The organism is Streptomyces sp. NPDC001634 (genome assembly GCF_040298185.1).
Taxonomy (GTDB): domain Bacteria; phylum Actinomycetota; class Actinomycetes; order Streptomycetales; family Streptomycetaceae; genus Streptomyces.
The window spans coordinates 1-14408 of sequence record NZ_JBEOZU010000067.1; the positions used below are offsets into that span (position 1 = coordinate 1).

Below are 14408 nucleotides of genomic sequence, written 5' to 3' on the forward strand. Positions count from 1 at the left end.
TTGCCCGCCGCCCCCCCCCCCCCCGCGGGGGGGGGGGGCGCGGCGCTTTTCCGTGTTCGGGACGCCGACCGCCGACCGCGTGATCGGCTTCTCGATCGTCGGCATCGGGGACATCACCGGCGAACCGCCGGGACAACTTTTGGCCAAAGCATCTATGGTGTGGCGCATGTCACGCCCCCGGCGAGGGAATCGCTGGGGGCATGACACATGACGCCACACCAAGCGGGCTGTCGGACGAGGAACGGCTTGCCCAGCTCGGCTACACCCAGGTCCTCGCCCGCCGCATGTCGGCGTTCTCGAACTACGCCGTGTCGTTCACGATCATCTCGGTGCTCTCGGGCTGTCTGACCTTGTATCTCTTCGGGATGAACACCGGCGGACCCGCCGTGATCACCTGGGGCTGGGTCGCCGTCGGCCTGATGACGCTGTTCGTGGGCCTGTCCATGGCCGAGATCTGCTCGGCCTATCCGACCTCGGCCGGGCTCTACTTCTGGGCGCACCGGCTGGCTCCGCCGAGGAGCGCGGCGGCCTGGGCCTGGTTCACCGGATGGTTCAACGTCCTCGGGCAGGTCGCCGTGACCGCCGGCATCGACTTCGGCGCGGCGTCGTTCCTGGGCGCGTATCTGAATCTGCAGTTCGACTTCGAGGTGACGCCGGGGCGGACGATGCTGCTGTTCGCCGCGATCCTGCTGCTGCACGGGCTGCTCAACACCTTCGGCGTACGGATCGTCGGCATCCTCAACAACATCAGCGTGTGGTGGCACGTGGTGGGCGTCCTGGTCATCGTCGGCGCGCTCGCCTTCGTACCGGACCACCACCAGTCGGCGTCGTTCGTGTTCACCAAGTTCGTGAACAACACCGGATGGGGCAGCGGGCTGTACGTCGTCCTCCTCGGGCTGCTGATGGCGCAGTACACCTTCACCGGGTACGACGCCTCCGCGCACATGACGGAGGAGACGCACGACGCGTCCACGGCCGGGCCGAAGGGGATCGTACGGTCGATCTGGACATCGTGGGTCGCCGGGTTCGTGCTGCTGCTCGGCTTCACCTTCGCGATCCAGTCGTACGACAAGGAGCTGGCCTCGCCGACGGGCGCCCCGCCCGCCCAGATCCTGCTCGACGCGCTGGGCGCGACCGCGGGCAAGCTCCTGCTGCTCGTCGTGATCGGGGCCCAGCTGTTCTGCGGAATGGCTTCCGTCACGGCCAACAGCCGCATGATCTACGCCTTTTCGCGCGACGGCGCGCTGCCGTTCTCGCATGTGTGGCACACGGTGAGCCCGCGCACCCGGACGCCGGTGGCGGCGGTGTGGCTGGCCGTGCTGGCGGCACTGGCGCTGGGCCTGCCGTACCTGATCAACTACACGGCCTACGCGGCGGTGACCTCGATCGCCGTCATCGGGCTCTACGTCGCCTATGTGATCCCGACGCTGCTGCGGGTGTTGAAGGGGGATGCGTTCGAGCGCGGGCCCTGGCACCTGGGCCGGTGGTCGCAGGTGATCGGTGTGGTGTCGGTGGCCTGGGTAGGTGTCATCACGATCCTGTTCATGCTGCCGCAGGTCTCACCGGTGACCTGGGAGACGTTCAACTACGCTCCGGTCGCGGTCCTGGCGGTGCTGGGCTTCGCGGCGACATGGTGGCTGGCGTCGGCCCGCCACTGGTTCCTGAACCCGGCCCACGCGCGCACGCTGGCCCGGGAGGCGGCACGGTCGGGCGCGGCGGAGCCGGTGGATCCGTAGGCCCGGGAGGGGCTGGACGGACGGCGGGACCTTCCGCGTGCGGCCGGTCGGCGGTGGGTCCATCCGCAGGATCTCGGCCGTTGGTGTGGCCAGGACTCCGATACTCGATCGGAGTCCCCGCCTCCTCGGGCTATGCTCGGGGAGGCAACATCGCCTGGGCCCTTAGCTCAATTGGCAGAGCAGTGGACTTTTAATCCATTGGTTGTGGGTTCGAGTCCCACAGGGCCTACGGCTGGTAGGCGGGGGATATGGCCCCTGACCTGCTACGCAGCGTCCGAGCCGGCGTCAGTTGGCTCGGACGCTGCTTCGTTTCCGGGCTCCTGCGTGAGCGATGCGTGAGCGGGAAGAGCGGCCACCTGCGGCGGTTTTGTGTGAGACCGCCCTCAGCGGATACCCGGCGGGCGTGAGGTACGGCAGTGTGCCCCACGAGTGGGCCGTCTGCCCCGGATGTCTCCATGAGCCTCGGCAGGCGGTGCGCTCCTTACGGGCCTTACGGGTGAGCCCGTCCGGTGCTGCGGGTCGAGTCGGCCGGCGGCGTACGGTGGAGATACCGAGGGCATCACGCACTCCGGCCGTCCTGCCGGGTCGTCCTCGGCGAGAGACGAACCCCGGGCCGTCCGAGCGGCGGTGCGGAGACGGGTCGGCAATCATGCCCGCCGCGATCACAACAACTCCGCACCCTTCCCTGGTCGTTGCGTTTCCCTGCCGAAGGGCGGGGTGATGGCCGTGCAGCGCCTGGACATCCACCGGCGTGACCGGGGGGAGCGGGCCCTCGTCACGCTCGTCGGCGACATCTGGCCGGCCTCGGCGCCCCTGCTGCGGGCCGCGCTGGAGCAGTGCCTGCGCGACGGCATGACCGCCATCGACGTCGATCTCACCACGGTCGGCTCCTGTGACGCCAAGGGCCTGGACGTCTTCCTGGCGGCGTCACGGCATGCCGGCCGCGTGCACGCCTGCCTGCACCTGCACCATCCGTGCGCGCAGATCACCCGGCTCCTCGCCTTCACCGGCTCCGCGCCCCTGCTCCGCGATCTGCTGGACACGTCCGCGGCGGGTCCGTCGGCCGGCGGGACGCAGACGTCCGGCGACCGCGCCGGTGCGCCGGTCGTCAAGGACGGGATCCGCCTGCGCAGGCTGACTCGCCGGCAGGTGGAGGGGATGAGCGAGGACATCGCCGACCTGGCCGTGGCCGGCCCCTTCATGCGGGACGACTTCCTGCGGCGGCTTGCCGTCAGCGCCCGACGGCCTGGCTTCGCGCTGCTGGTGGCCGAGACGACGGTGTTGGTGGGGTGCGTCTTCGGGTTTCCGGTGAGTCCCGTCAGCCGGTCCGAACAGGGGTTGCAGGAGAGCGTCCAACGGCTCACCGGCTGTGCCCGGTTCCTGCTCCTCACTCAGGTCGTGGCGCACCAGCACCCACAGCGCCGCGACATCGGCCGCCGTCTGCAACAGCGTCTGCTGGCCGATGAGCGCACCGAGCTCGGAGTGGCCCTGCTGAATCCGGCCGACCGGGCCGGACAAGCCGCCTACGACTCGTGGGGCTGGCGGAACCACGGGGAGATGGTCGGGCTGCCCGGTCGGGGCGCTCCTTGCGTGTTGACCCTGTTCCGGGGAAGCGGACCGTCGCTTCCAGCCTCGGGCCGCCCGTCCAGGCCGGGCGTAGCCTTGAAGACACCGAGAGCATGTCGGGCGCATGATCAGGACAGCGCCGTTCCCGGCGAGTGGCGAACGAGGGCAGCTCCAGGCCGCCCGGACGGGATCGCACGATGGACTCCCCCACACCGCCCGCAGGAGACCGGCCGCCGAGTGACGCGCACACGTACAGGATGCCGCTGGCCCGGCTGAGGCTCACGCCGGAGGCCAGCCATGGCCCGCTGGACGGAGCGTGGTGGCCGCGTTGCGACGCCCTGGAACTGGAGCTGCCCGCGCTCGTGGGCTCGCTCGACCCCGGCCGTGGCACGGTCACCCGCGTCACGGTCGGCGCTGCGGCCTGGCCTGACGCGCCACTGACCGTGTCGGCGCCGGACCACGTGATCGAGGTCGTCCTGAGCGACGCCACCGCCGAGGAGCATGCCATCACCCTGGACTGCGGCACCCTGGGGCGCTGGGAGCTGCTGGTCGTCCCGCCCGACGAGCCGGCCGGAACCGCCGAACGCCTGCTGACCGCCGCCGCCGATCCGTGGAATCCGCTGTCGGCTCAGCGCACCTTGGCACATGTCGAGGACGGCTTCGGCCGGGAGGGCGCAGGGGAACAGCACGGCCCATGATGGAGTGATGGGACGGGTAGTCCTTTCGCCGGCCGACCCCGCCGCCGGTGTCCATGTGGATCACAGCGGGTGAGCGGGATGACGGCCGAACCGGGCACGGACCGCTCCGAGAGCTTCGGGGAAGCGCTTCTGGGGGCGGTTCTCGACCGGGCGCACGAGCTCCCGCCCCACCTCATCGGACCGCTGGTCGCCGACGTGGTGGAGCGGCTCGGCGGCCGCCGTCCGCAGGTGCTGCTCCAGGACTACGGCCAGTTGCTGCTCGTACCTCTGCGCGGTGAGGGCCTCACGGGCGGGGATCCGCAGGACATCGACGCTTCCGTCGCGGGCCGGTGCTTTCTCGACGCCCAGCCCGTCGAGGTGCCCGAGGCCGACGGCGTACGGGTCCACCTGCCGCTGCTGGACGGCGGCGACCAGGTGGGCGTCATGGCCGTGACGCTGGACCGGGTCGATGACGACGACCGGCGGCTGCTGGCCAGGCTCTCCGGCCTAGTTGCCGACCTGCTGGTGACCAAGCACGGCTACTCCGACCTGTTCTTCTCCACCCGCCGCGGTGAGCCGATGAGCGTCGCCGCCGAGATCCAGTGGTCCCTGCTGCCGCCTCTGGCCATGGTCATGCCGCGGGTCGCCGTGGCCGGGATCCTGGAGCCCGCCTACGACGTGGCGGGGGACAGCTTCGACTACGCGCTCAACGGTGACATCCTCCACGTGGCCATGATCGACGCGATGGGGCACGGCCTGGGCGCGGCCACCATGGCCACCGTGGCCATCGGCGCCTACCGTCACGCCCGCCGCCTCGGCACCGGCCTGTCGGAGATCTACGCCGCCATGGACGTCGCCGTGGTACACCAGTTCGGCCCGGACCACTTCGTCACCGCCCAGATGATGCGGCTGGACACGGCCACGGGGCGGATGCACTGGGTCAATGCGGGACACCCGCCACCGATACTCGTGCGCGATCACCGCGTCGCGCGTCGGCTGGTCGCCCCCACGACCCTCCCGGTCGGCCTGGGCGGGCCGGCGCCGGAGGTCAGTGAGCTGGACCTGGAGCGTGGAGACCGCGTCCTCTGCTTCACGGACGGACTGATCGAGGAACACGCCGTGGGTGAGGAGCAGTTCGGTGAGGACCAGCTGATCGACTGCGTGAACCGGCTGGAGAGGACCGGTCGCGGGGTCCGGGCGGTGGCGCGCTCCCTGTCGCACACCCTCAAGCGAGCACGGGGCGGACACACGACGGACGACGCGACGCTGCTCCTGGTGGAGTGGCGCGGCTGACCGCACCACCGGCAACGACGAAGGTCAGCCGGACGGCCTCTGCCCGCTTCCCGTGTCGATGAGGATCTGCCCCGCCTCGCTGACGTTGCCGGCCAGGGCAGCCTGTGCCATCGCAGCGCGGGCGGCCTCGGGAGGCGTGTCCGGTGGGACCACCAGCAGCGAGAAGAGGTCACCCTCGCCCCGGGTGATCAGGACCGTGTCGTCACCCACCGGGAAGGAGTCCACGTGTACCACGTGGTCGCCGACGACGATCCGGGTCGGGAGCCCCTCCCAGGCCGTGGCATCCAGCCCGACGCGGGTCAGGGGGCCCAGGTGCTCGGTGAGGGCGCTCAGCAGCGCGGGCAGCTCGGCACCGATGTCGCGCGACCGCGGCCACCACGCCCCGTCGAGGACGCCTTCGCGCGATGCCGTCGTCTCCAGCCGGAGCAGTGCACTCCCCGGCCGCACGGCATGGTGCACACCGCTCGGCAGGTGCCTGGAACCAGGGGATGTGTCGGAGCCGGTCATGGAGGACCACCTGTCCGGGATCCGGTGCGAACACGGGATCCGCCTCGCTTCTGACCACGCTACTCCCCATCACCGCGAGCATCGGCGTCGCCGGGAATCGCCGGGACGCCCGCATACAGCGAGGGGAAGCCGCATGAGGGGCTGCGCGGCGGGGCACCCGGGCGGCGGAGGCTGTGAGCGAGGCCGCAAGGCCCACTGCCTGTCGGCATCAGCAGCCTCGGATACCAGCCTGGGAGCGCCAGAGATGACGACACTCCGTGAACGCAAGACCTACCGCAAGGCCGTCCTCCGGCAACTCTACGGAGCCATGGAACGCAACCGACCTGAGGTCAGCGGGGCGGCACTGCGCGAGGCGCTCCGGCTGCCCGACGACGACCTGTCCGCAGCCTGCGCCTACCTGGCCGACGAGGGCCTGATCACCGTCGAGTGGACGTCGCACAAGACGCCCGCCACCGTCTCACTGTCCCATGAGGGCATCCGTTACATGGAGGAGGAAGAGGAGTGGGGTGATCCCAGGCCGAGTGAGTGACGCGGCTCCACGCCCGGTCGCTGCTTTTCGGGCCGGGACTTCAATCCCCGTGTGACGCCTGGGCGGATGTGCCGGTGGCCTGCGGATCGAACGCTGCCGGGGCGGACGGTTCGGCGGCTGCCGGACGGGACCGCGGGATCAGCCTCGCTGCCTTCTCAGCGATTTCGCGGTCGAGCTCCGGGAGCAGGCTCGTGTACGTGTCCGAGGTCAGCGTGATGGTGGAGTGCCGGAGGGTCTCCTTCACCGTGTGGATGTCGCCGCCGCCTCCGTGCGTGAGCGTCGCGGCCACGTGGCGCAGGTCCCGCAGGGTGATGGGGGGCAGGTCGGTCGTGGCGAGGATACGGCGGAAGGTCTCCGACACCGTCTCGGGGTGGAGCCAGGAGCCGTCCTCCTTCGTGAAGACCTTGCCCGTGTCCTGCCAGGCGCCGCCCCAGTCCGCACGCTCCTTGTCCTGGCGGGCCTTGTGGTGGCGCAGCACGGCGATGTTCATGCTGTCGAGCGCGATCGTGTTCGCGCTGCCGTCTGTCTTAGGCTCGGACTCGTAGGGTTCCCAGCCGTCGACCACGATCTCCTTGGCCGGAGTGATGAGGCCGGCGCCGAGATCGATCTCGTGCCAGTCCTGGCCGACCGCCTCGCCGCGACGGAGGCCGCGGGTGCCCATCAGGTGGAAGATCGCGTACAGCCGGTCACCCTCGGCGGCGTCCAGGAAGGCGCCGAACTGCTGCGGGGTCCAGACCATGACCGCGCCGGGGATCTCGCCCGTCTCGCGCCAGCGTCGGACCCGCTCCTCGGTCCAGAGGAGGGGCTTGGGGCGCCTGCCGGACTCCAGCTCGACGTGGGAGGCCGCGTTGAAGGTGATGAGCTGCTGGGCGATCGCGGAATTCAGCGCCGCGCGCAGGGTGCGGCGGATCGCCTGCCGGGTGGCCGGGCCGGTGATCTTTCGGAACGGCTTCATCTCCGCCAGCTTGGCCCGCTCGGCCGCGAGCAGCTTTCGCTCGGCCCCTACGGGTCGCCCGGGTTTGCTCGGCTTGCAGCGGGCGATCTGCTCGCGGCGGGCCTCGTTCTCGGCCGCGATCACCTCGTTCTCGTCGGCGATCGCGTCGAACATCTCCACCAGGTGGCCGACGTTGAGCCGGTCGAGGCGCACGTGGCCGATGCGCGGCTTCAGGTGGACGCGGATGTGGGAGGCGTAACCGTTCAGCGTGGTCTTGCGGCGCTTCTTCGCGGCGAACCACTGGTCGAGCCACTCGCCGACGGTGAGGCTGCCACGGAGGGCCAGGCCCGCACGCAGACGGCGTTGGGTCTCCTCGATGGCCGGCAGTGGGGCCTTCTCGGCCGCGACCTCCGCCAGCATGGCGGCGAGGCGCTGGAGGCTGTCGGGGTCGTCCTTGTCCGCGAGGGCCAGCAGGGAGCGGACGTGGTCGAGTTCCGACTGGGCGTCCTTGAGGGACTCGTAGCCGGCGCGGCTGAAGGAGCGACGGGTGCCGTCCTCGCGGGGCGGCAGTTCCTGGCGTATGGAGTAGTAACCGTGCTTGCGGCCCTTGCGCTTGGGGCACGAGGCGCCGAGTTCCTTGCCGGTCTTCGGGTCGCGGCAGGAGCAACGGCGGTAGGTGGAGCCCTTCAAAGGCGTTCCTCCGGGGTGGTTTCGGTATCGGGTTCGGGCGGGTCGACATCGCCCAGTGCGGGTGGCAGATCAGGTGGGGTGGCCCCCTCCTCGCGGAGGTCGCGGCGGAGGTAGCGGAGCCTGTACTTGGCCGAGACGGCCTGATCGGCGTACTTGGCCTGCTGGCGCTCGGCTTCTTCCTTCTCGGCGCGGCTGGTGGCCGTCTTGGCCGCGAACCGGGCCTGTTCTTCCTCTTCGAGCGCGGCGAGAGCGGTGCGGACGAGACTGGCGTGAAGCTCGAAGTCGGGGACCAGGCCCGCGTCGTAGCCGGGTACGTCCTCTTCCCCGGTGAAGCGCCGTAGGGCGTCCCAGGTGGGCACGAGGTGCTGGAAGGGGAGTTCCTGGGTCTTTTCGACGTAGCCGACCGGGAAGATCAGGCAGACCGGGTACGTCTCCAGGGCGGCGGCCAGGACCATGACGTCCGCGAGGGGGAGGTTGGCCCGGCGGCCGGACTCCATGTTGGCGATCACGTTGCGCGGGATGGGATGTCCGAGCTGTTCGCACCGGTCCGCCAGGTCCTGTGCGCTCCACCCCATCTCCTTCCTTCTGCGCCGGACTTCGCCGGCGACGTTGGCCTTGATCCGGTCCGCCCACTCGGGGACGTCGTCCTCGTCACTTCCATCATCGAAGCCGCGTTGTGTCATAAAGACACATTAGCTTGGCCATCCTGGTTGGTAGACGCCTGGAGCCGGACGTGATGACTGCGTTCGCCGAGGGCTGCATGGAAAGGGGCGCACTGCATGCGCGACGACGCGATGGCCGGAGACTCGAAGGGCTCGAAGGGGATGAGTCGGGAGGAGGTACTCGCCCTCCCGGTGGCGGTTGACCTGGACACGAGCAATCGAGCGCTGGGGCTCGGCCGGAGCAAGGGCTATGAGCTGGCGAAGCGAGGCGCCTACCCGTGCAAGGTGCTGCGCCTGGGCAACGCCTACCGGGTGGTGACCGCGGACTTGTGGGAACTGCTGGGTCTGGCGGCGTGAAGGGGCGGCAGCGTAGCAGACGGTTCTGCGCTGAGCTGACACAGAATCGCTGGACTGTCGCCGGGGGTGGACGTACTGTCCGTGTTCCCTCGGGGCACCGAGCGAGTGTCCCGACTCGGGACACAGAGCGTGTTCAGTCTCTGAACGCAGCGAGCCTCTGGCGCGGCAACGCCGGAGGCTCGGGAATCCCCGTCGCCCGTCTCCAACGAACGATCCGCGCCGCTGGGCCTGCATGCCCGGCGGCGCAGAAGAGGAGCCACCTGGTGCAACCTGAGAACCCTGCGCCCTATTCCACCCCCGTATCCCCTGCCACCGCATGGCCGTCGGTCGCGGTGCCGGGCAAGCCCGACCAGGGCGAACCCGAGCCCGCCGCACCGGTCGAGGCAGCCGGGACTCCGGCACCGGATCCGGAGCCGACCGTCGGCTCGGCGCTGCTGGACGAACTGCGTGAGCAGATAGCGAAGTTCGTGATCCTGCCCTCGCCGGAGGCGCTGGATGCGGTGACGCTGTGGGTGGCGGCGACGCATCTGCAGCCGGCCTGGCAGCACGCGCCGCGTCTGGCGGTGGTGGGGCCGGCGAAGCGGTGCGGCAAGTCGCGGCTGCTGGACGTACTGACCGAGACGGTCCACGAGCCGATGCTCACCATCAACACCACACCGGCTGCGGTGTTCCGGTCGATCACCGAGGAGCCGCCCACGCTCCTGGTGGACGAGGCGGACACCATCTTCGGCACGCCGAAGATGGCGGAGAAGAACGAGGAGATGCGCGGCCTGCTCAACGCCGGCCACCAACGCAACCGCTACGTCACGCGGGTGGTCGGCAACGACCACACCCCGCACCGGTTCGCCACCTTTGCCATGGCGGCCCTCGCGGGGATCGGTGACCTGCCCGACACGATCATGGACCGGGCTGTGGTGATCCGTATGCGCCGCCGGGCGGAGGGCGAGCGCGTCAAGCCCTTCCGCTCCCGACGCGACATCCCCGCTCTGCACGACCTGCGCGACCGGATCGCTGCATGGGCAAGGCCGCTGCTGGATGAGGCAGCGGACCTGGAGCCGGACATGCCGGTGGAGGACCGGGCCGCCGACACCTGGGAGCCGTTGGTCATCATCGCGGACCTGGCCGCCGGATCCTGGCCCCGTCGCGCCCGAGAAGCGTGCGCACGGATGGTCGCCGCAGAGGTCGAGGCAGAGGAGGACCGGCCCGGGGGAGCCCGAATCCTCGCCGACATCCGCAGGGTGTTCGTAGCCCAGCGCGAGCCCGACAGCCTTACCACGGACGAACTACTCCACCAGCTCCGGCAGGATGCCGAGAGCCCCTGGGCGGAGTGGGGACGCAACGGGCTGAACGCCAAGGACCTGGCAGCGATGCTCCGAGAGTTCGACATCAGGCCCGGCAACGTTCGCCTCCCCGACGGAACCCAGCGCAAGGGCTACATGCGCAACAAGTTCCTCGACGCCTGGCGGCGCTACTGCCCCACTGTCCACTCAGCGGACACCGAGCCTGCCGCCCCCAGCGCAGACTGACCCCCGCATCCCCCGGTGGGCGTCCCTGCCGTCCCTGCCGTGATTCCGCAGGTCAAACGGCATGCAGGCAAGACGGCAGCCGGCGACAAGACGGCAAAGCGATCATGGTGAATCGCTGCCGCCGGGAGGACGCCGCCCGGATCCGTCTTGCGCCGTCCCACGCGTCCTCGCCGTATCACCGCAGGTCACAGCCCCGCCGAGTGGGACGGCACAACGTGGAAGTGCCGTCCCGCCCGGCCGGGGACACGACGAGACGCCGCCGGCAGGCCGCCCGCCGTCAGGCCGCGCCGCACACGCCGGACGACGCCCGAACGCCGCCGGTACGGCACATCCACGCCCTGCCGTACCGGCCCTGACCTGCGCTTGCAACGGCCAAGACGGCAAGACGGATCACACCGCCAAACCCCAGGAGCACCCCGCTTGACCCTCCCTACCCCGACACCCAGCCCCACCTACCGGGGGCACCGTCCCGACGAAGGACGGCTGTCGATGACCAAGAAGGACATCGAGCGGTACACGCTCGGTGCAGCCGGAGTCGTCATCGTCGCCCTCACCATCAGCGGATTCTGGCTGTCGTACGCACACCTCGCCGAGGTCGCCGGCCAGCACGGGCTGCGCAGCTCCACCACCCGACGCTGGGCCTGGCCGGCGACCCTGGACGCCTTCATCGTCGCGGGCGAACTGCTCATGCTCCGCGCGGGCCTGCGCAGGGTGACCGACAGGTGGGCGATCGCCCTGACGGCCACCGGATCGGTCGGCTCCATCGCGCTCAACGTTGCCGGAGTCAACGGAACCGGCAGCGCAGGCACCGTTCCGCTGCTCGACTACGTGGTCGCCGCGGTCCCCCCGACCGCAGCGCTGCTGGCCTTCGGCGTCCTGATGCGGCAGATCCATCAGCTCGTCGACCAGCCTGCGGGCCATCCGGAACCCGCGCCGGTCCAGGCGCCGGAACCACCGGTCACCGCCCCCGCCACGCTTGCCGAGGCACCGGCCGAGCCCGCCCAGCCCGTGCCGCGGACCGCCGTGTCGTGCCAGCCGTCGAACCCACCGTCCGAGATTGCGGAGAGCAGGCCGCGCGGTGGCCGCCCGCCCGGCGCCACGCTTGAGGAACTCGTGGAGATCGGCCGGATCGCCCTCGCCGAGCACGGCACGCTCACCCGGTCACTGCTCCGGAATGCCGTCAAGGCCAAGGGCCTGACGATCAGCAGCGAGCGGCAGACCGACGTGATGACCACCCTCCGGTCCGAAATCGAAGCCGCCGCCGAGACCGGTCCGGACAGCGGCTGACCGGAATCTCCACGGGGTGACCGGAACCCTTCCGGTCACCCCGGCCAGTCGGCCACCGGTCTCACTCGCCGCCCGCTTATCCACATCTGTGGACGAGGCGGTGACTGTCCCCACTCCGCCGCCCCCTCCTGCGGAATTGCCCGCCTTGCCCACCCCTCCTGGAGCACCGCCCGTGACGCACAACCCGCACCACCCTCAAGACACCCCAGACGAGCCGATACCGCTGACGAAGTCCTCTACGCTGATGAACCGTCTGCGGCGTGCGTTCGGACGGGGTGCCCCTGGCGGAGCCAGTAGTACCCCGAGTCCGACTCAAGGCCGGTCTTCGGGGGTCTCCGCCCCGGGGGTGGCGGAGACGGCCCAGCGCCAGGGGGCGCAGGACCAAGGGCTCGGGGCCGAGGGCAGCGCCGACCCGGAGACGCTCCACACCGTCCAGCGCCAGATCCTCCACCCCGCACCCGCCACCGTGCCAGCCGCCGAGGATCGAGCCGTGCAGAGCGTCCAGCCGGCGATCCGCCGTTTCACCGGCACCAAGCGGACCGTACGCGTCGGCCCCCTGCGCTTCACCGGCGACGAGCACGTCCTGCTCCAGGAGGCTGCCACCGAGCACGGCTACAAGGGCGAGTCCGGTTTCGCCGCCGACATCGTCCTCGCATTCATCAGCGGCCGGTTCACCGCCAACCTGCCCCTGTCCGAGGACCGCCGCCGCACGCACATCTTCCGCGCCCAGGTCCTGCGCCAGCTCAACCGGATCGGCGTCAACGTCAACCAGATCGCCCGAGCCCTCAACAGCGATCAGACCCCGTCCGACATTCGCCAGCGCTTGACCGAGCTCCACGACCTGCTGGAGCTGATCGCCGAGGCCCTGCGCCAGCCCGCCGATTCGGAGACGGAGGCAGCTGCGTGATCGCCGCCATCAAACCGGCCGGGTCCAACACCCGCGGCCTGCTCGCCTACCTCTACGGCCCCGGCCGCCGCGACGAACACCTCGACCCGCACATCGTGGCCGGATTCGCCATGCTCGGCATGCCCGACCCCGGCCGTGACGAGAACGCCACGCTCACCGAACTCGGCCGCCACCTCGACGCGCCCGTACGCCTGCGCAACAACGAGTTCGGCCAGAAGGTCACCGACCACGTCTGGCACTGCCCCGTCCGCGCCGCGCCCGAGGACCGCTACCTCTCCGACGCCGAGTGGGCCGAGATAGCCCAGCGCATCGTCCAGGCCGCCGACATCGCCCCCGCCGGCGACGACCTGGCCTGCCGCTGGATCGCCGTACGCCACGCCGACGACCACATCCACATCCTCGCTACCACCGTCCGCGAAGACGGCCGCCGCCCCAAACTCCACGACAGCGGCGTGCGCGTCGGCGACGCCTGCCGCGAGATCGAGAAGGACTACGGGCTGCGCCGGCTGAAGAAGGGCGACCGCACCGGTGCCCGACGGCCCACCCAGGCCGAGATGCACAAGGCCGAACGCCTCGGCTGGGACCAGACCAGCCCCGAATGGCTCCAGGACCGCATACGCGCCGCCATCCCCCACGTGACAGGCGCCGAGGAATTCATCGCCTACCTCGAAGCCGACGGCATCGAGGTCAAAGCGCGACGCGGTCCGTCAGGAGACCTCCTCGGCTACGCCGCCGGCCGCCCCGGCGACGTCAACGTGGCCGGCGAGCAGATCTACCACCCCGGAAGCAAAATCTCCCCCGACCTCTCCCTGCCCAAGATCAAGGCCCGCCTTGAATCCGGCCGACCCGAAGAACACCCCACCGCCCGCCGCAACCACCCCAGCACCCCCTGGCAGCAGGCCACCGACGCCCTCGACACCCTCCACACCGGCCTCGCCGACGACACACACGCCCAGGCCCACATCGCAGCCCTCGGCGAGCTGCTCGAAGCCACCGCCCAGAAAGCACCCGCCAACCTGCGCGCCGAACTCCGAGCCGCCTCCAAGGCGTTCGCCCGAGCCCAGCGCTCCCAGATCCGCGCCGAAGACCGCGCCGCCCACGCGCTGCGCAGCGCGGCACGCGACATCGTCCACACCGCCACCGGTCCCGACGGCAGCGCACTCGCCGTCCTGCTCGCCGGTCTTGTCTGGGCCGCCATCGTCGCCGGACGCTGGCACGAAGCAAAGAACCACGCCCACCAAGCCGAAGCGGCCCGCCAGGCAGTCCAGCACCTCCGGACCGCCGCCGACCACGCCCTCACCCCCACGCTCACCGAACTCGCAGCCCGGCCCCCAAGGGCCCAAGCGTGTGGCGTCCTGGCCAGCGACGTACGAGCGGCAGTCCCCGACCACGCCAAGCGGATCCTCGCCGACCCGGCCTGGCCGGCACTCGCCACCGTGCTCGCCGACGCCGAAGCCCGCGGCCACCAACCCCACCAGCTCCTCAAGGAAGCCGCCGCACAGCGCGAGCTGACCACCGCCCGTCATCCTGCCCGCGTCCTGATCACCCGCATCCAGCACACCGGCCGAAACCCGGCACCCAACCGCCGAGCCGAAGCTGCCCGCCGACGCTCAACCACCGGGGCTTGGCCAGCGGGAAGCCCGATCCCGACACCGCAGCAGGCCGCCCGTGTCGCCACTCAAGGAGGGGACGCCCGTCCCCGACGTTAGCGCGACCATGACCGAGCGGGCTCCGGGC

General features: G+C 70.6%; 13 protein-coding genes and 1 tRNA gene. 11 read left to right on the plus strand and 3 right to left on the minus strand.

Annotated features, from left to right (window positions below):
• Nucleotides 1-200 precede the first annotated feature (200 nt).
• The 5 genes from ABT186_RS33870 to ABT186_RS33890 all read left to right on the plus strand — a co-directional run bounded on the left by ABT186_RS33870 (nucleotide 201) and on the right by ABT186_RS33890 (nucleotide 5272).
• Nucleotides 201-1736: an amino acid permease gene (locus tag ABT186_RS33870; RefSeq protein WP_351229216.1), complete on the plus strand. Its 1536-nt coding sequence runs from the start codon at nucleotides 201-203 to the stop codon at nucleotides 1734-1736.
• Between the two features lie 156 nt (nucleotides 1737-1892).
• Nucleotides 1893-1965: transfer RNA gene (locus ABT186_RS33875), tRNA-Lys, on the plus strand.
• Nucleotides 1966-2456: 491 nt separating this feature from the next.
• Nucleotides 2457-3578: an STAS domain-containing protein gene (locus tag ABT186_RS33880; RefSeq protein WP_351928339.1), complete on the plus strand. Its 1122-nt coding sequence runs from the start codon at nucleotides 2457-2459 to the stop codon at nucleotides 3576-3578.
• Nucleotides 3560-4000, plus strand: coding sequence for a DUF5994 family protein (locus tag ABT186_RS33885; protein WP_351928341.1), 441 nt, complete (start codon nucleotides 3560-3562; stop codon nucleotides 3998-4000). Before ABT186_RS33880 ends, ABT186_RS33885 begins: the two co-directional genes overlap by 19 nt.
• Before the next feature lie 78 nt (nucleotides 4001-4078).
• On the plus strand, nucleotides 4079-5272 hold the full coding sequence (locus ABT186_RS33890) for a PP2C family protein-serine/threonine phosphatase (RefSeq protein ID WP_351928343.1): 1194 nt from the start codon (nucleotides 4079-4081) through the stop codon (nucleotides 5270-5272).
• A 24-nt stretch (nucleotides 5273-5296) separates the two neighbouring features.
• Here the strand turns inward: ABT186_RS33890 and ABT186_RS33895 are convergent, their stop codons facing one another.
• Nucleotides 5297-5779, minus strand: a complete 483-nt coding sequence (locus tag ABT186_RS33895) for a DUF5994 family protein (RefSeq protein ID WP_263230766.1) — start codon at nucleotides 5777-5779, stop codon at nucleotides 5297-5299.
• A 244-nt stretch (nucleotides 5780-6023) separates the two neighbouring features.
• On the opposite strand from ABT186_RS33895, the gene ABT186_RS33900 reads away from it, so the two are divergent.
• Complete coding sequence (locus ABT186_RS33900; RefSeq protein ID WP_158922448.1) at nucleotides 6024-6308, plus strand: hypothetical protein; 285 nt, start codon at nucleotides 6024-6026, stop codon at nucleotides 6306-6308.
• A 40-nt stretch (nucleotides 6309-6348) separates the two neighbouring features.
• Here the strand turns inward: ABT186_RS33900 and ABT186_RS33905 are convergent, their stop codons facing one another.
• Both ABT186_RS33905 and ABT186_RS33910 read right to left on the minus strand, forming a co-directional pair.
• On the minus strand, nucleotides 6349-7932 hold the full coding sequence (locus tag ABT186_RS33905; protein WP_351928346.1) for a site-specific integrase: 1584 nt from the start codon (nucleotides 7930-7932) through the stop codon (nucleotides 6349-6351).
• Nucleotides 7929-8615, minus strand: coding sequence for a helix-turn-helix domain-containing protein (locus ABT186_RS33910; protein ID WP_225099820.1), 687 nt, complete (start codon nucleotides 8613-8615; stop codon nucleotides 7929-7931). Before ABT186_RS33910 ends, ABT186_RS33905 begins: the two co-directional genes overlap by 4 nt.
• 96 nt (nucleotides 8616-8711) lie before the next feature.
• On the opposite strand from ABT186_RS33910, the gene ABT186_RS33915 reads away from it, so the two are divergent.
• From ABT186_RS33915 to ABT186_RS33935, 5 genes are all read left to right on the plus strand, one after another.
• Nucleotides 8712-8951 (plus strand): hypothetical protein, encoded by a 240-nt coding sequence (locus ABT186_RS33915; protein WP_225099819.1) that lies wholly within the window; start codon nucleotides 8712-8714, stop codon nucleotides 8949-8951.
• Nucleotides 8952-9214: 263 nt separating this feature from the next.
• A complete protein-coding gene (locus ABT186_RS33920; protein WP_351928348.1) occupies nucleotides 9215-10477 on the plus strand; it encodes a DUF3631 domain-containing protein in 1263 nt (420 codons plus the stop codon).
• A gap of 489 nt (nucleotides 10478-10966) precedes the next feature.
• Nucleotides 10967-11764, plus strand: a complete 798-nt coding sequence (locus ABT186_RS33925) for a DUF2637 domain-containing protein (RefSeq protein ID WP_351928350.1) — start codon at nucleotides 10967-10969, stop codon at nucleotides 11762-11764.
• 346 nt (nucleotides 11765-12110) lie between these two features.
• Entirely contained in the window at nucleotides 12111-12671 is a 561-nt protein-coding gene (locus ABT186_RS33930) for a MobC family plasmid mobilization relaxosome protein (protein ID WP_351928352.1), read from the plus strand.
• Nucleotides 12668-14380, plus strand: coding sequence for a relaxase/mobilization nuclease domain-containing protein (locus ABT186_RS33935; RefSeq protein ID WP_263230760.1), 1713 nt, complete (start codon nucleotides 12668-12670; stop codon nucleotides 14378-14380). Before ABT186_RS33930 ends, ABT186_RS33935 begins: the two co-directional genes overlap by 4 nt.
• The last annotated feature ends 28 nt before the right edge of the window (nucleotides 14381-14408 follow it).